We start from the raw sequence: 19,783 nt of genomic DNA, 5'->3' as shown, positions 1-19,783 counted from the left end.
GCTCGCGGCCGTCTCCTGGGCAGCCGGGTCGGCCGCGGCCGCGTCTCCGCTCGCAGCTGCCTCGACGTCCTCCGCGCCATGTCCCCCAGGACATGTCCCGAAGTCCTCGCTCACGGCACCACCTCCAGGCGCACCGTCGCCGTCGGGCGCGGCGGCAGCTCCGGGCGCGGCGTCGCGGCCGTCTCGAGGTAGAACCCGCGGACCAGGTTCTCCGCGACCTGGCCGCGGAACCAGGCCGAGCAGCGGTGGTCCGACAGCGGCTTGAAGTCGTCGGCCAGCGCCGGCAGGGCCGCCTCGACCGTCGCCTCCGTCCACGGCTTGCCGCGCAGGGCCGCCTCGAGCCCGCGGGCGCGCGCCGGCGTGGCCGCCATCCCGCCGAACGCCGCGCGCACCTCCGTCACAAGTCCCTCGGGACATGTCTCGACGTACAGCCCCGCCGCCACCGCGCTGATGTCGAGCTCGCGCCGCTTCGACACCTTGTAGGCCGCCACGCGGGCCCCGGGCGCCGGCTCCGGCACCCGCACCGCCGCCAGCACCTCGCCGGGCTGCAGCGCCGTCTTGCGGTAGGCGAGGAAGAACTGCTCGAGCGGCAGCGTGCGCGCCCCCGCGGCCGAGCGCAGCACCACCTGCGCCCCGAGGGCGATCAGCGCCGGCGCCAGGTCGCCGATCGGCGACGCGTTGCAGAGGTTGCCGCCCACCGTCGCCCGGTGCTTGATCTGGCGCGACGCGAAGTAGCGCAAGATCCGGAGCAGCGGCGTCAGCGGGCGCAGCGGGCCCATGCAGGCCGCCTCGAGGTCCGTCAGCGTCGTCGTCGCCCCGATCTCGAACCAGCCGTCGGCCCCGCGCCCCACCCCGCGCAGCTCCGGCACGCCCTCGAGCGCGATCAGCTCCGGCAGGTCCTGGTAGCGCTGCGTCACCAGCAGCGCCAGGTCGGTGCCGCCGCACACCAGCCGCGCCCGCGGCCGCTCGGCGATCGCCGCCCACAGCGCCGCCAGGCTGGTCGGCTGCAGGTAGCAGCGCCCCTCGCTCGCGCGGACGAACTCGAGCGCCGCCGGCTTCGCCTCGGCGCGGCGCGTTTTAAAAATGTCTTTGGGACATGTCCCGGCGACCATGTGAACCGCGTCGCGGATCGGTCGGTAGCCGGTGCAGCGGCACAGGTTGCCGCACATCTGGTCGTCGAGCTGCCACGGCTCGTGCAGGTCGTCGCGGTAGCACGCCTCGAAAGCCGACATCACCACTCCCGGCGTGCAGTAGCCGCACTGCGAGCCGAGCCGCTCGACCATCGCCGCCTGCACCGGGTGCAGCGCCCCGTCTCGGCGCAGGCCCTCGACCGTGTACACGCGCCGGCCCTGGACCATCGGCACGAACATCAGGCAGGCGTTGACGGCGCGGAAGCGAGGCGCGGCGGGGTCGGTCTCGGCGTCGAGCAGGACCACGGTGCAGGCCCCGCAGTCGCCCTCGGCGCAGCCCTCCTTGGTGCCGGTGAGGTGCGCGCGCTGGCGCAGGTAGTTGAGGAGCGTGGTGGTCGGCGGGACCTCCGCGTCCTCGATCGGTCGGTCGTTGAGGTAGAAGCGGAGGGTCGACATCGGCGCCGCGACGGCCAGCGTAACACGCGAGTCACGGCCCGTCGAAGCGGCCCGCATCGGGGTGACGATGGCGAACGGCGGATCGGCCTGCTCCTGCGCATACACCACCCGATACGCGCCGCCCCCCGTCGCGTACAGCCGCCCCGCCGCCTCGACGAGGCTGGTCGAACCCGGCGGCACCGCCCTGTCGTGCCACCTCGGCGCGCGTGTCGTCGCCGACGAAGGCCCGTTGCTCGACCCCGCCGTCGTACGCGACATGGAGCGCGTCGGCGACGAACGCCACGCCGTCGGGCCTCGAACACCGCGGGTCCCCGGCACCGCCAATGCGTCGCCCGTGAGCGCACCGCCGCGGCCTCTGCCGGCGCCGAGATCGCGACGCGGAACAGCGTCGGCGGTGCCCATCGGACCACCCGCAGGCGCTCGCCGGCGGGCGCCTGGTCGAGGCCGGTCCACCCGAACAGGGGTCTCGGAGCCGAGCAGCCGAGCCTGATCCGGACGCGACATCCGACCGTGATCGGACCTGCGCGGTCCCGGCACCTAGCGGCCGCCCGCCCCGCGAATCACTCCCGCGTTTTGGAGCGGCCTCGCCGCGCGCCCGGCGGATTCACGGCCGAGATCGCCGCTCGCTGCGCCCTGTCCTTCGGGACACACGCGCCCCTGGTCAGCTCCGCCCCTGTCCGGCACCATCGGCGCATGCTCTGCTGGATCTTCGCGCTCGCCGCGGCCGCGGGCGCGCCCGCCCCGGAGGCCCCCCGCCGCCGCCGCGCCTGGTGATCGCCGGCGGCCCTCTGTTCGGCCCGCACGCCCCCGGCGAGGCCGCCTGCCAGACGCGCGACGGCGTCCAGCGCTGCGAGCACACCGGCAACTTCTTCGGCGTCGGCGCCAACCTCGAGCTGCGCGCGCGCGCCGTCGGCCCGCTGTTCTTCCACGCCCGCGGCGCCGTGATCGGCAACGTCCGCCCGCGGCCCTACGGCGTCCACAAGGGCATCGTCGACGTCGGCCTCGGCGTCGGCGTCTACTCGCGCCTCGCCTTCATCCGCGTCGAGTACATGTTCGTCCCGACCTTCGGCCCGAACACCTACCTCCCGCCGTTCTACGACAAGCAGTCCGGCCGCGACGTGTGGGGCAAGTCGGCCGGCATGATCAGCGGCGGCGTCCGCAAGTACTTCACTCCGCGCCTCGCCGGCGAGCTGTGGGGCGGCCTCGTGATCGGCCCGCACTCGAAGCGCACCACCTTGCAAGAGGACGCCGGCATCGACCGGATCCTCGTCACCTTCCTCGCCAGCGTCGGCATCTCTTTCGACCTGATCCCCGGCCGCGCCCCGCCGCCGCCGAAGCCCGCCCCGGCGCCCGCCCCCGCGCCCGCCCCCGCGCAGCCCACCCTCCCGACGCCCGTGCTCACGCCCCAGTCCGCGCCGGTCGCCGCGCCCCCCGAGTCGCCACCGATCGCCGCGCCGCCGGCTCCCGAGCCCGCAGCGCCGCAGCCCACGCCGCCCGCCGACAGCGCCATCGGCCCCTGGCAACCGGCGCCCCGGTGAGCGGGTGCAGCCTGTCCCTCAGGACATCTTCACGAGCCTGATCGGACATGCCCGATCGGGCAGCATCCGGCCCTGTCCTTCCGGACACCTTCACGAGTCCGATCGGACATGCCCGATCGGGCAGCATCCGACCATGTCCTTCCGGACACCTGCACGAGTCCGATCGGACATGCTCGATCGGGCAACCTCCGCGCGCAGCATCCGGCCCTGTCCTTCCGGGCATCCTCAGCGCCCGCGCCCCTGCATCCACCGCCGGAACGCCGCCGGCGTCTCGGCGCGCAGGGCCGGGTTCGTCGCGAATTCATAGCCCAGCGTGCTCGTCGGCGTCTTGCCGTAGTCGTGCCCGGGGAACACGCGGGTCTCCTCGGGCAGCGCGCCGAGCTTGCGCTGCAGCGTGTCGACCATCGCCTCGACGTCGCTGGCGCGCCCGCACGAGCCGACGAACAGCACGTCGCCGGTGACGAGCGCGGCCGGCTCCGGCACGAACCAGCACACGCAGCCGGGCGTGTGTCCGGGGGCGAAGATCGCCCGCACGCGGCCGCTGCCGAGCCGGATCTCCTCGCCGTCGGCCACCGCCTCCACGCGAGGCGCCAGCCGCTTCGCGGTCGCCACCTCGAGCGGGTGGCAGCGCACCACGGCGCCGGTCAGCGCGGCCGCCTCGTCGAGGCCGGCGACGTGGTCGTCGTGCGTGTGCGTGAGGAAGATCGTCGTCACTCGCCAGTCGCGCCGGCGCGCCTCCGCCAGCAGGCGGTCGACCTCGAAGGCCGGGTCGACGAGCGCCGCCTCGCCCGTGCGCGGGCAGCCGATCACCTCGCAGAAGTTGTGGAGCAGCCCGACCTCCAGCTGCACGATCTCGAGCGCGTCTCCCGCCCGCGACGACGCCTCCGTCATTCCCCGCAGGGGAGCACATCGGCGGCCTCCGACTCAAGCCCTTGCGGCCCGCCACCGATGCGCCGTATGTCTGCGCCGCCTCGACGCATGGCCCTCGATCTCAGCGGACTGAACCCCGACCAGCGCGCCGCGGTGTGCGCCACCGAAGGTCCCCTCCTCGTGCTCGCCGGCGCCGGCTCCGGCAAGACGCGAGTCATCACGCACCGCGTCGTCTACCTGCTCGAGCGCGGCGTGGCGCCCGGCAACATCGTCGCGCTCAGCTTCACCAACAAGGCCGCCGACGAGATGCGCGAGCGGCTGATGAAGATGACCAGCAAGGCGGTCGCCGACGCGCTGGTGCTCGGCACCTTCCACAGCGTCGGCGCGGCGATGATGCGCGAGCAGCCCGACCAATTCGGCGTGCCGAAGAAGTTCGGGATCCTCGACCAGGGCGACGTCTACGGGCTCGTGCGCGCCGTCCTGCGCGACCTCGGGCTCCACGGGCAGGGGGCGGAGCGCCGCTTCGACCTCGGGGCGATCGTGCAGCGGATCTCGCTGTGGAAGAACGACTTCGTCTCGCCGGCCGACGCCCAGGGGCTGTACTTCGAGACCGAGTACGACGAGGCCGCGGCGGCCGTCTACGGCCCGTACGAGGAGCGGCTGCGGGCGCTCGGCGCCGTCGACTTCGACGACCTGATCTGCCGCGTCGCCACCACCCTCGAGGAGAACGCCGAGGCGCGCGCCTACTGGCAGGGCAAGTTCCGCTACTTGATGGTCGACGAGTACCAGGACACCAACCGGGCCCAGCTCGAGGTCGTGCGGCGCCTCGCGGGCGAGCGCGAGAACGTGTGCGTCGTCGGCGACGACGACCAGGCGATCTACGGCTGGCGCGGGGCCAAGGTCGCCAACATCCTCGGCTTCGACATGTACTTCAAGCGCGCGCAGACCATCAAGCTCGAGCAGAACTACCGCTCGTACGCCCCGATCTGCCGCTGCGCCAACGCCGTCATCCGGCGCAACACCTCGCGCCACGAGAAGGAGCTCGTGCCGCAGCGGCGCGGCGGCGACAAGGTCACCCTCGTCGTCGCCCCCGACGGCGACCAGGAGGCGCGGTGGATCGGTCGCACCATCTACCGCGAGATCAAGGAGCGCGGCACCAAGCCCGAGGACATCGCCGTCCTCTACCGCAGCGCCAAGCAGTGCGACGCGATCGAGGCGCTGCTGCAGGAGCACGGCCTCGCCTACCGGATCCTCGGCGGCCAGGCCTTCTACGACAAGAAGCAGGTCAAGGACGCCCTCGCCTACCTCAAGGTGATGATCGCGCCGAAGGACGACCTCGCGACCCGGCGCGCGCTCGACGTCCCGTCGCGCGGCGTCGGCCTCAAGACGATCGAGCACCTCAGCGAGTTCGCGCGCCACCGCAACCTCTCGCTGGCCGAGGCGATCCACCGCAGCGACGAGATCGCCGACATCCCGAGCCGCGCGGCCGCCGGCCTGCGCAGCTTCTCGGCCGCGATCAAGCGCGCTCAGGCGCACTTCTACAGCAGCGGCTCGGCCGTCGCGCCGCTGCAGGGCCTGCTCGAGGGCGTCGGCCTGCGCGAGTACGTGCTCAAGGAGGCCGGCTCGGAGGCGGCCGCGGCCGCGCGCTGGGACGGCGTCGTCTGGCTGCTCGAGGCGCTCGGCCGGTTCGAGCAGCGCGCCCGCGCCAAGGGCGGCCACGTCCGCTACAACGACTTCTTCCAGGTGATGAACGCGAGCAAGGACAAGGACGAGGGCGACGAGGAGGACGCCGCGCGCGGCAAGGTCACCCTGTCCACCCTCCACAGCGCCAAGGGCCTCGAGTGGCCGCTCGTGCTGCTGATCGGCTGCGAGGAGGGCATCATGCCGCACAAGCGCGTCAGCGCCCCGCGGATCAGCGACGCCATCGCCGGCGACATCGAGGAGGAGCGCCGGCTGTTCTACGTCGGCATCACCCGCGCCCGCGACCGCCTCTACATCACCCGCGCCGCCACCCGCCTCGAGCGCGGCGCCGAGGTCCCGCGCAAGCCCAGCCGCTTCCTCGACGACCTGCCCGAGGCCGACATCCAGGTCCACGACATCGCCCGCGACGAGCGCCTCGGCCACGACAACATCGCCTCGATGGCCGAGGCGTTCCTGGCCAACCTGGCCAAGGGGCTATGACCTCCGGGGCATGTCCCCGGAGGCATGCTCAGGCGAACACCTCGAGCGGGACGCGGTAGATCTTGAACGGCAGGCGCGGCGCCTGCTTCATGTGGACCATCCGCACGACCTCGCTCTTGACCACGTAGAGCTGGCCGTGGGCCACCGTCGCGGTCGACAGCCCCGGCTCGGGCACCAGGCGGTTCTTGACCGTCCCGGCGCGGTAGCCCGGCGCGGTGAAGGTGACCTGCTGGACGCCGCCGTCGTGAATCACGTAGAGCGCTTCGCCGATGAAGATGATGCCGTCGGCGCCGAGGAAGTGCGGGTCGCCGGCGGGGGCGAAGGGGTCGCCTTCGAGGGAGATCTCGCGGACCTCGCCGCCCGCGCGCGGCACGACGAACAGCTTCGAGGGCGAGGTGAACCCGCCGATCACGTACGCGCCGTCGGGGCTGACGGCGACGCCGTTGAGCCCGAACTGACCCATCGGGGCCGACATCCGGGCGTCGCGGACGAACTCGCCGGCGGTCCCGGCCTGTAGGTCGATCCGGTAGATCACGGGCTGGAAGGAGTCGGTCACGTACGCGACCCCGTCCGCCGCCAGCGCGACGTCGTTACAGATGCCGCCGCGCGCCAGCTCGAAGCTCGCCAGCCGCGCACCCGTGTCGACGTCGAACACGTGGACCCCGCCGAGCATGTTCTGGATCTCCGAGTAGCAGACCCACAAGCGGCGGTTCACCTCGTCGACCTTGGCCCCGGTGAGCTGCTGCGGCTGCCCCGGAGGCGTATAGAACCGCTGCTCTGCGCCTGTCCCCGCGTCGATCTGCGTGATAGTGCCGCTGAGCAACCCGGTCGCGAAGAAGCGCCCTGTCTTCGCATCGAAGGCCACGCCCTCCGGCACCGAATCCGTGGCCTGCAAGCTGTACTCGTCGCGAAAACTCTTCATATCCTCCGACTTCCGTCGCTCGCGCGCCCGGCCGCAACATCTTCAAGGCTGGCGACTTTGGCGGTCAAGCGCCATCACGGCGCGACGATGTCCCAAAGGACCGGTGACCACGGCGGTGATTTCGCCGGCAATACCCGCGTCGGCGCGCTCCCGCGCCGCGCGTCCGTCGGGCCATCGATCTCCGCCGCTGTGCGCGGTGGCGTCCCGCTCGGAGGACGTCGGCTCGCGGACAGTCGTACACTGTGAGCGTGGTGGGGAATGGCCTGGCGGTTGCGGCGCACCTGCGATCGGCCAATCCGAGCGCAGAGGTCCACCAGGCGCGAGTGCGACCCGGGGGGAGCGTTCCCGCACGGCCCATGGGTGTTTTGACCGACACCGAGGGTTGTCCTTCGCCCCCGAGGCGGCGACAGTGGTGCTCGCGCGACCTCGATTTGAGGGGTGATCGCACTCACGGTGTTCGCGCTACGATCGAAGCCTCCAGCTTTTTCCAGCCCGCGCGGCTTCACTAGACTCTCCCTCTCCGCGTCGCGACTGCTGCCTGAATGCGAGAAAAGGATCCAAATAGCCGCGGCACCAAGGGCTCCAAAGACCTCGCGGGTGAGCCTTCTTCGGCCGGTCAGGATCCGCGGATCGGGATCCCCGACGACGACGACGATCCGTTCAAGGGCAGCATCATCGAGGAGCCCGACCCGAGCCACGCCGTCGAGGCCGCTGCCGACGACTCGGAGCTCGACTTCACCGGCATCGCCACCGACGACCCACCGTCGGACGTCACGATCGACGTCGACGACGAGCAGGGGGCCTCGCAGATCCCCGGCTTCCTGCTCCACACCGGCGAGAACTCGATCGTCGCGCCGATCCCGCGCGGCGTCTCGCAGCCGTTGCCGAAGGCCGCCGCGCGGCCCGAGCCCGACGCTCCGCGGGCGATGACGTCGACGACCAAGCGCTCCTCGGCCGCGCAGCTGCGGCACGACCTGCGCACGCCGTTCAACCAGATCTTCGGCTACAGCGAGATGCTGCTCGAGGACGCCGAGGAGAAGCGCGACGAGTTCGTCGGCGCCCACGTCCGCCAGCTGCTCAGCGACGGCCGGCAGCTGCTCGCCGTCATCGACGAGCTGCTCGACCCGAAGGCGCAGCGGCCGAGCCAGGAGCGGCTGAACCGCGACCTGCTGTTCCCGCTGGCGCACCTGCGGACGCACGTCGAGCGGCTGGTCCAGATCTTCAAGCAGAACGACCGCGACGACGTCAGCGCCGACGTCGAGCTGATCGCCGACGCGGTGCAGCGGCTCGACGAGATCGTCAGCGGCGGCGCGGTCAACAAGATCCTGCACGCCTCGCGGCCGGCGCCCGAGCCGAGCCAGACCAGCCTCCCGCCGGTCCCCTCGCGGCCGACCAGCATCGCCCGCAGCTCCGACACCGGGCGGATCCTCGTCGTCGACGACAACGAGTCGAACCGCAGCATGCTCGCCCGCCGGCTCGAGCGCGAGGGCCACACCGTGCAGCTCGCCGACAACGGCAAGAGCGCGCTGCACATGCTGCGCAGCCAGGACTTCGACCTCGTCCTGCTCGACGTCATGATGCCGGAGATGGACGGCTATCAGGTGCTCGAGCAGCTACACTCGGACGACAAGTTCCGCGGCCTGCCGGTCATCATGATCTCGGCGCTCGACGAGATCGACACCGTCGTCAAGTCGATCGAGCTCGGCGCCGAGGACTACCTGCCGAAGCCGTTCAACCCGGTCATCCTGCGCGCCCGCATCGGCGCCTGCCTCGAGAAGAAGCGCCTCCGCGACCGCGAGCGCGCCTACGTCCGCAAGCTCCGCAGCGAGCAGGAGCGCAGCGAGCAGCTGCTCCTCAACATCCTCCCGCGGCCGATCGCCGAGCGCCTCAAGGAGGGCCAGCGGACCATCGCCGACGTCTTCCCCGACGTCACGGTGCTGTTCGCCGACCTCGTCGGCTTCACCCGCATGAGCGAGCAGCTCCCGCCAGCCGAGCTGGTGGCGATGCTCAACCGCATCTTCTCGATGTTCGACCAGCTGGCCGAGAAGCACGGCCTCGAGAAGATCAAGACCATCGGCGACGAGTACATGGCCGCCAGCGGCCTGCCGATGCCGCGGCCCGACCACGCCGAGGCGATGGCCGAGATGGCGCTCGACATGCTCGCGGTGATCGAGCGCTTCAACGCCAAGCGCAACCGCGGGGTGCGGATCCGTATAGGGCTCAACTGCGGCCCGGTCACCGCGGGCATCATCGGCACCAAGAAGTTCGCCTACGACCTGTGGGGCGACACCGTCAACATCGCCAGCCGCATGGAGTCGCACGGCATCGCCAACGCCGTGCAGGTCACCGAGGCCACCTACAAGCGCCTGCGCCACAAGTACGCCTTCCAGCGCCGCGGCATCATCCACGTCAAGGGCAAGGGCGCCCTCTGTACCTACTTCCTCGTCGGCCGCCGCCCGCAGAAGTCGGCCGGCAGCGAGCAGAGCGACGTGAAGCCGGCCGTGATCGTCACCCGCCACTCGGCCAACGTCGACCTGAGCAAGCCGATCACGATGGACGTCCCGGCCCGCGTCCCGATCATCGACGACGATTGACTCTTTCTCAGGGGGCATGTCTTTTCGGACATGTCCCATTCGCCTCGTCCGCCCGTCTTGAGGGCATGTCCGAAAGGACATGTCTTTCCCATCTCGACGACCTGCGCGAGCCGATCGGGACGGACGTCCTCGACCTCTGCACGACCGTGAGGACCGCGCGCCGTCCCGAGCGGCTCTTGCCGCCTCACGCATGAGCCCGTCTCCCGCGCCTCCCGTCTCGCCTGATTCCGCCCCCCCGACACCCCTGCGGGAGCGGCACCGCGCCGAGCGCGCGGGATTTTGTCGCTGCGGTGGCGCGTTTCGTCGGCCGAACAGCGTGCATCTGCGCCCGCCCGATCTTCCGGACGGCCCCTCCTCGCATGCACCATTGTCGCCGCGGCCCCGGCCGCGCTCCCCCGTCATGCAGCACCCCCGCGGTCCTCGTCTCTGTCTGCTCACTCTTTCGCCGGCGCTGCTCGCCCTCGCCGCCTGTCAGCCCGTGCCCAAGCCCGCGGCCGAGACCGGCGCGAGCGAGGAGCAGCCCGCCGGGGACTCGCTGGTGCGGACGATCCCCGCCGACAAGGCCGGCGTCCCGCTGGTGTTCCCGCCGCCGCCGACCGACCGCCAGCCGCGGCCCGAGCTCGACATCGCCGGCGAGGATGTCGGCAGCGATCAGCAGCTCACCGTCAACTGGCCCGCGCTCGAGGACGGCAAGTTCGACGTCGAGGGCCAGGTCGTGCGGCTGCGCTTCAACCGGGCCGTCAAGCTGCCGGGCAAGATCGTCAAGGACAAGCCGATCGCCGCCGCGGCCGGCACCCTCACGATCGACCCGCCGGTCGCCGGCAAGGCCGTGTGGACGCACAACCGCGCGCTCGAGTTCCGCGCCGACAAGCCGTTCGACCCCGACGCCACCTACACGATCGCCGTCCAGGGCGTCACCACCGAGGACGGCGGCGCCATGGAGCCGTGGAAGGCCAGCTTCACGGCCGAGCCGCGGATCGACATCGCCGGCAAGACGATCACCTACTTGCCGAAGCCCGGCGAGTACGGCGTCGTCAACGTCTACCCGCAGTGGGGCGGCCGCGTGCGCAGCGACGGCAGCTTCTTCGTCGTCTTCGACCAGCCCGTCAACCTCAAGAAGGTCGGCGCCCTCGTCGAGCTCGCCTACGAGAACGGCGAGAAGATCCCCGTCAACCTCACCCACCTCAAGGGCAGCCGCTTCGAGGGCTACACCGTCAACCCGCGCCAGGTCCTCGAGGTCAGGCCCGCCGCGCCCATGCGCGAGGAGGCCGCGATCGTCTTCAAGGCCCACGGCGCCCGCGACGAGGCGTTCGAGAAGCACTACGAGGTCGCCGGCCCGCTCGAGCTCACCAAGGCCAGCTGCGGCTACGCCTGGGACCGCAGCGTGTGCGACTGGCAGAACCCGCGCCTGCGCACCGACGGCCGCGAGATCGCGCTCGAGTTCACCAACCGCCTCGACGTCGCGCAGGCGACCCTGAAGAACCAGGTCCGCGTCACCCCCGCGGTCGAGAACCTCAGCGTATGGGTCAACGACACCTGGGAGAGCAACGGCCGCGTCGTCGTCTCCGGCAACTTCCTGCCGTCGCAGACCTACCGCGTCGCGCTACCTGCCCTCAAGGACATCTACGGCAACACCGTCCCGCCGACCGCGATCACCGTCGAGACCACCCCGCTGGCCGCCAGCGTCTCGATGCCGGAGGGCGTTTTGATCCTCGACGGCGCCGCCAGCCGCGGCTTCACCGTCACCTCGCGCAACGTCGCCCGCGGCGAGATCCAGGCCTGGGAGGTCGCCGACGACGCCGCCGCGCTGGCCCGCGCGCGCGAGCAGCTCGATCGCCGCACCCCGCCCGACGGTGCGCCCACCGCCACCATCGGCTTCGAGCCCGCCGCCAGCCCCGACCAGTTCGTCACCACCCAGGTCGACCTCCTCTCCCGGCTCAAGCCCGGCAAGAACTACGTCCTCGGCGTCAACCTCGTCGCCCCCGTCGCCGGCGCCCACCCCGTGGTGTACCCGTCGTGGATGAGCGCCTCGCGGCAGCCGCTCGCCCTCGTCACCCCCGGCGACGACCAGGCGCTCGCCGTCCACACCCACGTCTTGCCCGAGGTCACCCTCGTCCACGTCGCCCGCCTGGCCACCGGTCAACCTGTCTCTGGGGCCAGATTTTCGCTCAACGGCGACAAGGTCGCCGGCCCGACCACCGACGCCAACGGCTTCGCCGTCCTGCCGATCGGCCTCGACCGCGCCGGCAGCACCGCCGTGCGGGTCGAGGACGGCGCGACCGCGCTGACCGTCCAGCTCAAGAACCCTGCGCGCGAGAACCGGCTGTTCCCCCACTTCTCCGCCGAGTCGGCGCCGCAGCTCGGCGACCGTCGCGGCATGGTCATCACCGACCGCGGCATCTACCGCCCCGGCGCCGTCGTCCACATCAAGGCCAGCGTGCGCCAGCGGGCCGGCGACGCCATCACCCCGCTCGCCGGCAAGCCCGTCGTCGTCAAGGTCATCGGCCCGACCGAGGAGGAGCTCGCCAGCTTCCCGCTGATCACCGACGACATGGGCAGCGTCGCCGCCGACTACAACGTCCCCGCCGAGGCCCGGCTCGGCCGCCACCTCGTCGTCGTCAGCGAGGCGAGCAGCGACAAGCGGCTCGACGAGGCCGTCGTCCAGGTCGCCGAGTTCGAGCCCCCGCGCTTCACCGTCGACGTCGACGCCCGCGAGGCCAAGGGCGTGCTCGCGGCCACCGTCGTCGGCAAGTACCTGTTCGGCGCCGCCATGGACCAGGCCCAGGTCGAATGGACCGTCACGCGCGAGCCGGCCGCCTTGCCCTCGGGCACCCTCGTCGACGCCGGCCTCGTCTTCACCGAGCAGGAGGACGAGTGGTGGGAGGAGGACGACGGCGACGACGCGTGGTCGCGCGCCGGCAGCGGCGTGCTCGGCCCCGACGGCACCCTCAAGGTCACGCAGAAGCTCGACCTCTCGGGCACCGTCGGCCCGCAGAGCTTCACCCTCGAGGCCGACGTGGCCGACACCTCGTACCGCCACATCGCCGGCCGCGGTACGGTGGTCGTCCACCCTGCCGAGCGCTACGCCGGCCTGAAGATCGATCGGCCGTGGAGCGACGTCGGCGCGCCGGTCAAGGTCCAGCTCGGCGTCGTCGACCGCGAGGGCAAGTCGGTCGCCGGTCTCCCCGTCACCGCGCGCCTTTACGAGGTCGACTGGACCTACAGCAAGAAGCCGATGAAGGGCGGCGGCTACGACTACCAGTGGCAGCGCACCACCAAGGAGGTCGGCCACTGCACCGCCACCAGCACGAGCGTGCCTGCCAGCTGCGACCTCGTCCCGCCGGACTCCGGCTCCTACGAGGTCCGCGCCGAGGTCGACGGCCGTCCCGGCGGCATGATGGACCTGTGGGCCTGGGGTCACGGCGGCGACCAGCCCGTCGTCCCGAGCAAGGGCCGCACCATCGAGCTCACCCCCGACAAGGCCCGCTACGCCCCGGGTGAGACCGCCAAGCTGCTCGTCCGCAGCCCCTACCCCGCCGCCACCGCGATCTTCACCCTCGAGCAGGGCGGCCTCCTCAAGCAAGAGGTGCGGCGCCTCGACGAGGCCGCCGCCCTCTTCGAGGTCCCGATCACCGCCAGCCACGCCCCCTACGTCCACGCCACCGTCACCTTGTTGCCGATCGGCAGCGGCGAGGAGCGCACCGACTGGAAGATCGGCGTCTTGCGGATCCCCGTCACCCTCGACGAGGTCCGCCTCAAGGCCGCCGTCACCAGCGACAAGGCCACCTACGAGCCGCGCGAAGAGGTCGCGATCACCGTCGACGTCAGCGACGGCGGCAAGCCCGTCGCCGGGGCCGAGGTCGCGCTCGCCGTCGTCGACGAGGGCGTCCTGCGCATGACCAACTTCCACGCCGAGGACCCGGCCGCCGCCCTGCGCCCCGGCCAGCCGCTCGCCTTCGAGGTCAGCGACTCGCGCGACCTCCTCGCCGCGCTGCTCAAGCACAGCCAGACCGCCGGCGACGGCGACGCCAGCGCCTCCGTCACCAACACCCGCAAGAACTTCGTCCAGACCGCCTTCTGGAAGCCCGACCTGCGCACCGACGCCGGCGGCAAGGCCACCGTCAAGTTCACCTTGCCCGACAACTTGACCCGCTTCCGCATGATGGCCGTCGTCATCGACAGGCAGGGCAAGGGCGCCGCCGTCGAGAACGACTTCACCGTGCGCCGGCCGGTCATGATGATCCCCGTCGTCCCGCGCTTCGCCGCCACCGGCGACAGCTTCGAGGCCGCGGCGATGGTCCACAACAACACCGACAGCCCGCTCGCCGCCACCGTGGCGATGAACGACGCCACCCAGGCCGTCACCGTCCCGCCGCAGGGCCACCAGCGCGTCGGCTTCCCGCTCACCGCCGCCGCCCCGGGCGAGCTCAAGCTGAGCTTCAACGTCCGCGACGGCAGCAACGCCGTGCGCGACGCCGTCGAGTCGACGATCCCCGTCGACGTCCCCGGCCTCGCCGAGCGGCCGCACCTCGACGGCGCCTTCGTCGGCGCCCAGGAGATCGCGCTCGAGATCCCCGCCAGCATCCTCGTCGGCCGCGGCGACAAGGACTACATCAGGGTCCTCGCCGGCCAGCACCTGTGGCCCGAGCTCGGCGCGCGCCTGCAGTACCTCCTCGACTACCCGCACGGCTGCGTCGAGCAGACCACCTCGAGCACCCTCCCCTTGCTGGCCGCGCGCGACATCCTGCCGCGGATCGGCGTCGGCGGCATGTCGCGCGAGGAGCTCGACAAGCGGATCCAGGTCGGCCTCAAGCGCCTCGCCGGCATGCGCACCTCCTCGGGCGGCCTCGGCTACTGGCCCGGCGACACCGTCCCCAACGTCTACGGCACCGCCTACGCCGTGCGGGCCCTCGTCGCCGCCAAGCAGGCCGGCCTCACCTTGCCCGACGGCCTGCTCGAGGGCGTCACCGAGTACCTCGAGCAGATGCTGCTGTCCGACGGCACCGAGGCCGAGGTCCAGGCCGCGATCGCCCACACCCTGAGCGAGCTCGGGGCCCTGCCCGGGAGCGCCGCCGACCCGCTGTTCGACCGCAAGCAGCACATGGGCGTGTTCGGCCTCGCCAGCCTGGCGATCGCCCTGAGCAGCCTGGGGGGCCAGGAGGACCGCGTCAATCAGCTCCTCGACGAGGTCGAGGCCAACTACGACGCCGACGGCAAGCTGGTCAAAGAGCCAGGTTACCGCGACTTCTACTACTTCGGCTCGTCGACCCGCACCATGGCGCAGACCGTCATCGCGCTCGGCCGCCTGCGCCCGGGCTCGGTGCTCAAGGCCAAGCTGACCCAGAAGCTCGCCGACGCCACCGAGGGCTACACCACCCAGGCCACCGCATACTCGCTGATGGCGATCGCCGAGCAGCTCAAGAACCAGCCCGCCAGCGGCGCCGGCGTCACCGCCAGCGTCGACGGCGTCGCCCTCGCGCCCGCCGCCGAGCTCGGCGCCGGCGCGCTCGAGTTCCGGCTCCCCGTCGCCGACCTGAAGGGCAAGAAGGCCGTCCTCAAGCTCGCCAGCGACAGCACCGCCGCCATCGCCTTCATGGTCGAGGGCGCGTGGAAGCGGCCGCTCGACGACGCGCGGGGCCTCGTCGCCACCAGCGCCAAGGAGGGCCCCGACGTCTACCGCGCCATCACCGACGCCCGCGGCGGCCCGGTCGACCTCACCACCATCAAGCCGGGCCAGGTCCTGCGCGTCGCCCTGCTGGCCGACCTGCCCGTCGGCGAGCTCGACGGCAACCAGATGAACTACCTCGCCGTCACCGACCGCCTGCCCGCCGGCTTCGAGCCGATCCAGCCCGACCTCTGGACCGTCGCCCGCGCCCCCGAGCTGACCGACGCGCACCCCTTCTACGACCAGCTCCGCTGGGGCGGCAGCGACGCCAGCTACGTCGAGCTCCGCGACGACCGCGTCTACGTCTACTTCGACCGCGTCTGGGGCGACCGCGTCGTCGCCACCTACCTCGTCCGCGCCTCGACCCCCGGCACCTTCGTCCTCCCGCCCGCCTCCGCCGAGTTCATGTACGTCGGCGGCAGCCACGGCTACAGCACCGCCGGCAAGGTCCAGATCAAGCCCTGAACACGGCCACGAGCGGCGCGCCCCGATCGCGCGCCGCTCCCTCTCCCCGCGAGAATGTCGCGCCCCCTCTCCCGCGTTCTCCCTGCGATGCGACCTCGCCTCCGCCGCTGGCTCCTCGGCCTGTCTCTCGGGACAGTTGCGATCACCGCCGTCACCTGCGGCACCTGGTCGATGATCCGCGCCCGCGCCGGCGAGCCCTCCGCCGCCCTGAGCGACACCTGGCACGAGGGTCACCGCGTCCTCGATCGGCGCGGCCGGCTCCTGCGCGAGCTGACCAGCGACCTCGGCCTGCGCGGCCAGCCGCGGGACCTCGAGGACATCGGCCCGCGCCTGCTCGCCGCCACCCTCGTCAGCGAGGACAAGACCTTCTTCGCTCACGACGGCCTCGACCCCCAGGCCATCGCCCGCGCCCTCTTGCAGAGCGTCCGCCACGGTCGTCTCGTCAGCGGCGCCAGCACCATCACCCAGCAGCTCGTCAAGATGCTCGACGCGCGCGGCCAGGCGCGCGCGCGCGGCCTCATGGACAAGCTCTTCGAGGTCGCCCGGGCGCAGAACCTCGAGGAGCTGGTCGGCAAGGACGAGATCCTCCTCGCCTACCTCAACCGCCTGCCGTACGGCCACGGCCTTGTCGGCCCCGAGACGGCCGCGCGCAACTACTTCGGCGTCGCTCCGCGCGACCTCAGCTGGGCCCAGGCCGCCTTCCTCGCCGTCCTCCCGCGCGCCCCCAGCTACCTCGATCCGTACGCCCACCCCGAGCGGGTCCTCCTGCGCCAGCGCGCCTTGCTCGGCGCCCTGCGCGACGCCGGCGAGCTCACCGAGCGCGAGCACGACCGCGCCGTCGCCGAGCCGATCGAGCTCCGCCCGCTCACCCGGCCCTTCTTCGCCCCGCACCTCGTCGACGCGCTCCGGCTCGAGAGCCGCCTGTCCCCGGGGACAGCCACCACCACCACCCTCGACCTCGACCTCCAGCGCGACATCGAGGGCGCCGTGCGCGTCCACCTCGCCGCCATCGCCGATCGCGGGGCCAGCGACGCCGCCGTCCTCGTCGTCGACAACGACACCGGCGACGTCCTCGCCTACGTCGGCAGCGCCGACTTTCACAGCGACGAGATCAGCGGCCAGGTCGACATGGTCCGCGCCCGGCGGCAGCCCGGCTCCACCCTCAAGCCGTTCGTCTACGGCCTCGCCTTCGCCGCCGGGCATCACGGCCCCGAGCTCACCGCCGACGTCCCCACCACCTTCCAGGAGGCCGGCGGAGGCAGCTACACCCCCGAGAACTTCGACCGCGGCTTCGAGGGCCCGATCCCCCTGCGCGAGGCCCTCGCCGGCTCGCTCAACATCCCGGCCGTGCGGCTCGCCGCCGAGCTCGGGCCCGCGGCCGTCCTCCGCACCCTGCGCGACCTCGGTCTGCGCAGCCTCGACCGCGACGCCGACCACTACGGCCTCGCCCTCGCGCTCGGCAGCGGCGAGGTCGAGCTACGCGAGCTCGCCGCCGCCTACGTCGCCCTCGCCCGCGGCGGCGAGTCGGTCGCCCTCCGCTTCACCACCACCGATCCGGTCGCCGCGCCGACGCGGGTGTTCACCCCCGACGTCGCCGCCCTCGTCACCGAGGCTCTCGCCGACCCGCTCGCGCGCGTGCGTGGCCTCCACGGCCGCGGCCCGTTCGCGCTCGCCTATCCCGTCGCCGTCAAGACCGGCACCTCGTCCGGTTATCGCGACACCTGGACCGTCGGCTACACCCGCGAGCGTACCGTCGCCGTCTGGCTCGGCAACGCCGACGGCTCCCCGACCGCGCGCCTCACCGGCGCCTCGGGGGCCGGCCCGCTGTTCGCCGACGTCATGCGCCGCGCCATGGCCGACGTCCCGCAGCGCCGCCCGCTGTGGGAGCCCGAGCTGCTGGTCGACGTCGAGGTCTGCCCGCTGTCCGGCGCCCCGGTCGGCCCGGCCTGCGACGAACGCGTCCACCGCAAGTTCGCCAAAGAACATGTCCCCAAGGACACCTGCGCTTACCACGTCCACGTGCGCCCCGACCGCAGCGCCCCCGCCGGCCTGCGCTGCGACGCGCGAGGCCCGGCCACCGCCGTCGTGTTCCCGCCCGAGTACGACGAGTGGCTGGCCTTGAAGACCGTCGGCGGCGGCAGCCCCGACCTGCACGGCCGTCCGTGGCTCCCGCGCGCCCGCGTCCCCGGCTGCGACCAGCGCCCGGCCGCCGTCCCGCTCCTCCGCGTCGTCGCTCCGGCCCCCGGCACCGTGTTCGCCCTCGACCCGCGCCGCGACGCCCAGACCATCGAGGTCCGCGCCGAGCTCGACGGCAGCGGCGTCGACTTCGGTCCGCTCGCCTTCCTCGTCGACGGCCGCGAGGTCGGCCGCAGCGACTGGCCCTACAAGCTGAAGGTCGCCGCCGAGCCCGGCGACCACGAGGTCCTCGCCCGCCCCGCCGACCCGCGCCTGCCCGTCCGCCTCGAGTCGACCCGCTTCAGCGTCCGTTGAGCCGGGCGCTCGGCAGTCTTTTGGAGCATGTCCTCATGAACATGCCCTGAAAGCTCTCTACGACCGATGCCCAACTCGCTGTCGGCGAGCTCGTCGCCGCCCCTCGCGTCGCGGGCCCCCGAGCCCCCCCACGGGCCCGGAAGCCCACGTCCGAGCTCGCCGAGCCCCCGCGCTCGACGAGCACCTCAGGCCTGCGGCAGCGTCACGCCGCGCTGGCCCTGGTACTTCCCGCCGCGATCCGCGTACGACGTCTGGCACGCCTCGTCGGACTGGAAGAACAGCATCTGCGCCACGCCTTCGTTGGCGTAGATCTTGGCCGGCAGCGGCGTCGTGTTCGAGAACTCGAGCGTCACGTGGCCCTCCCACTCGGGCTCGAGCGGCGTCACGTTGACGATGATCCCGCAGCGCGCGTACGTCGACTTGCCGAGGCAGATCACGAGCACGTCGCGGGGGATCCGGAAGTACTCGACGGTGCGGGCCAGGGCGAACGAGTTGGGCGGGATGATGCACACGTCGCCCGTGAAGTCGACGAAGCTGTTGCGCTGGAAGTCTTTCGGGTCGACCACCGCCGAGTTGATGTTCGTGAAGATCTTGAACTCGGGCGCGCAGCGGACATCGTAGCCGTAGCTCGACGTCCCGAACGACACCACGCGCTGCCCCTCCCGCTCGCGCACCTGGTACGGCTCGAACGGCTCGATCATCCGGTGCTCCTGCGACATCTGGCGGATCCAGCGGTCAGACTTGATCGTCATGGCGGGCCCCGCATACCACAGCTCCGGCCGCTTCACCGAAAGGCCCGCGTGAGCCCGCCCCTGGCCTGCTGCTGCGGCTGGGCCGCCGGTGTATTCTCTTGCGGCATGCCGCGCCCCAAAGCCCGCGCCTCGCTCGACCACCTGCGCGACGCCATCCGCGAGGCCGGCCTCCGCGTCACCGGCCCCCGGATCGCCGTCCTCGAGCACCTCCACGGCACCGGCACCCCCTCCAGCCACGGCGAGCTCGTCGAGGCCCTCGCGCACCACGGCTTCGACGCCGCCACCCTCTACCGCAACCTCATCGACCTCACCCGCGCCGGCCTGCTCAACCGCATCAACCTCGGCGACAACGTCTGGCGCTTCGAGCTGCGCGCCCGCGAGGCCCATCACCCCGAGCACCCGCACTTCGTCTGCACGCAGTGCGGCGAGGTCACCTGCCTCTCGACCGTCCGCGTCAAGCTCACCCCCGCGCCCGGCTCGAACAAGTCCGTCGTCGGCAACATCTCCGAGATCCTCATCAAGGGCCAGTGTGCCCGCTGCGCCTGAGCCCGCCGGCCTGCCCTGGTGCCGCTCCACGTCCACGCCGGCGGGCGCCCGCCGCCTCCGCGCTCCGGCCCCCGCAACCTTCGTCGGCCCATCGCTCTCCGTGAAGCCCGCGACCTCTCCTCGTAAGCGCTCGCCACCCTCGCTTCGGCCCCCGTCGCTCTCGGAGAAGCTCGC

At 72.1% G+C, this 19,783-nt stretch carries 9 protein-coding genes and 2 pseudogenes; 7 read left to right on the top strand and 4 right to left on the bottom strand.

Annotation, left to right across the window (positions count from 1 at the left end):
- Positions 1–110: 110 nt before the first annotated feature.
- Positions 111–1,766 carry a xanthine dehydrogenase small subunit gene (gene xdhA / locus NAEX_RS20410; RefSeq protein WP_245913761.1) on the bottom strand — a complete coding sequence of 552 codons (1,656 nt, stop codon included), beginning with the start codon at positions 1,764–1,766 and terminating at the stop codon, positions 111–113.
- 590 nt (positions 1,767–2,356) lie between these two features.
- Here xdhA and NAEX_RS20405 point away from each other — a divergent pair.
- Complete coding sequence (locus NAEX_RS20405; protein WP_096329153.1) at positions 2,357–3,124, top strand: hypothetical protein; 768 nt, start codon at positions 2,357–2,359, stop codon at positions 3,122–3,124.
- 225 nt (positions 3,125–3,349) lie between these two features.
- On the opposite strand, the gene NAEX_RS20400 is transcribed toward NAEX_RS20405, so the two are convergent.
- Positions 3,350–4,015 (bottom strand): MBL fold metallo-hydrolase, encoded by a 666-nt coding sequence (locus tag NAEX_RS20400; RefSeq protein WP_096329152.1) that lies wholly within the window; start codon positions 4,013–4,015, stop codon positions 3,350–3,352.
- Between the two features lie 87 nt (positions 4,016–4,102).
- Between NAEX_RS20400 and NAEX_RS20395 the strand changes: the two genes are divergently transcribed.
- Positions 4,103–6,175 (top strand): ATP-dependent helicase, encoded by a 2,073-nt coding sequence (locus NAEX_RS20395; protein WP_170135870.1) that lies wholly within the window; start codon positions 4,103–4,105, stop codon positions 6,173–6,175.
- 28 nt (positions 6,176–6,203) lie between these two features.
- On the opposite strand, the gene NAEX_RS20390 is transcribed toward NAEX_RS20395, so the two are convergent.
- The gene (locus tag NAEX_RS20390) at positions 6,204–7,097 is read right to left on the bottom strand and encodes an SMP-30/gluconolactonase/LRE family protein (RefSeq protein ID WP_096329150.1); all 894 of its coding nucleotides are present in this window, start codon (positions 7,095–7,097) and stop codon (positions 6,204–6,206) included.
- Between the two features lie 542 nt (positions 7,098–7,639).
- Between NAEX_RS20390 and NAEX_RS54590 the strand changes: the two are divergent.
- From NAEX_RS54590 to pbpC, 4 genes and pseudogenes are all read left to right on the top strand, one after another.
- Positions 7,640–8,209: pseudogene (locus tag NAEX_RS54590) on the top strand (histidine kinase dimerization/phospho-acceptor domain-containing protein); the annotation flags it as partial.
- Between the two features lie 285 nt (positions 8,210–8,494).
- A pseudogene (locus NAEX_RS54585) lies at positions 8,495–9,553 on the top strand (adenylate/guanylate cyclase domain-containing protein); the annotation flags it as partial.
- Between the two features lie 538 nt (positions 9,554–10,091).
- Positions 10,092–15,821 carry an alpha-2-macroglobulin family protein gene (locus NAEX_RS20380; protein WP_170135869.1) on the top strand — a complete coding sequence of 1,910 codons (5,730 nt, stop codon included), beginning with the start codon at positions 10,092–10,094 and terminating at the stop codon, positions 15,819–15,821.
- A gap of 87 nt (positions 15,822–15,908) precedes the next feature.
- The gene (gene pbpC, locus NAEX_RS20375; protein WP_170135868.1) at positions 15,909–18,311 is read left to right on the top strand and encodes a penicillin-binding protein 1C; all 2,403 of its coding nucleotides are present in this window, start codon (positions 15,909–15,911) and stop codon (positions 18,309–18,311) included.
- Positions 18,312–18,496: 185 nt separating this feature from the next.
- Here pbpC and dcd read toward each other — a convergent pair whose 3' ends face one another.
- Complete coding sequence (gene dcd, locus NAEX_RS20370) at positions 18,497–19,063, bottom strand: dCTP deaminase (RefSeq protein ID WP_096329147.1); 567 nt, start codon at positions 19,061–19,063, stop codon at positions 18,497–18,499.
- Between the two features lie 105 nt (positions 19,064–19,168).
- On the opposite strand from dcd, the gene NAEX_RS20365 reads away from it, so the two are divergent.
- Complete coding sequence (locus NAEX_RS20365; protein ID WP_096329146.1) at positions 19,169–19,609, top strand: Fur family transcriptional regulator; 441 nt, start codon at positions 19,169–19,171, stop codon at positions 19,607–19,609.
- Positions 19,610–19,783 lie beyond the last annotated feature (174 nt).

Source organism: Nannocystis exedens (assembly GCF_002343915.1).
In the GTDB taxonomy this organism is placed as follows: domain Bacteria; phylum Myxococcota_A; class Polyangia; order Nannocystales; family Nannocystaceae; genus Nannocystis; species Nannocystis exedens.
The sequence above is the reverse complement of the archived record's forward strand: the minus strand, read 5'-3'. Positions and strand labels throughout refer to the sequence as shown.

Bases quoted from the DNA above. Each gene is read 5' to 3' on its own strand.
- NAEX_RS20400 (WP_096329152.1), bottom strand. From the start codon at position 4,015: ATGACGGAGGCGTCGTCGCGGGCGGGAGACGCGCTCGAGATCGTGCAG.
- NAEX_RS20395 (WP_170135870.1), top strand. From the start codon at position 4,103: ATGGCCCTCGATCTCAGCGGACTGAACCCCGACCAGCGCGCCGCGGTG.
- NAEX_RS20390 (WP_096329150.1), bottom strand. From the start codon at position 7,097: ATGAAGAGTTTTCGCGACGAGTACAGCTTGCAGGCCACGGATTCGGTG.
- NAEX_RS20380 (WP_170135869.1), top strand. From the start codon at position 10,092: ATGCAGCACCCCCGCGGTCCTCGTCTCTGTCTGCTCACTCTTTCGCCG.
- pbpC (WP_170135868.1), top strand. From the start codon at position 15,909: ATGCGACCTCGCCTCCGCCGCTGGCTCCTCGGCCTGTCTCTCGGGACA.
- dcd (WP_096329147.1), bottom strand. From the start codon at position 19,063: ATGACGATCAAGTCTGACCGCTGGATCCGCCAGATGTCGCAGGAGCAC.
- NAEX_RS20365 (WP_096329146.1), top strand. From the start codon at position 19,169: ATGCCGCGCCCCAAAGCCCGCGCCTCGCTCGACCACCTGCGCGACGCC.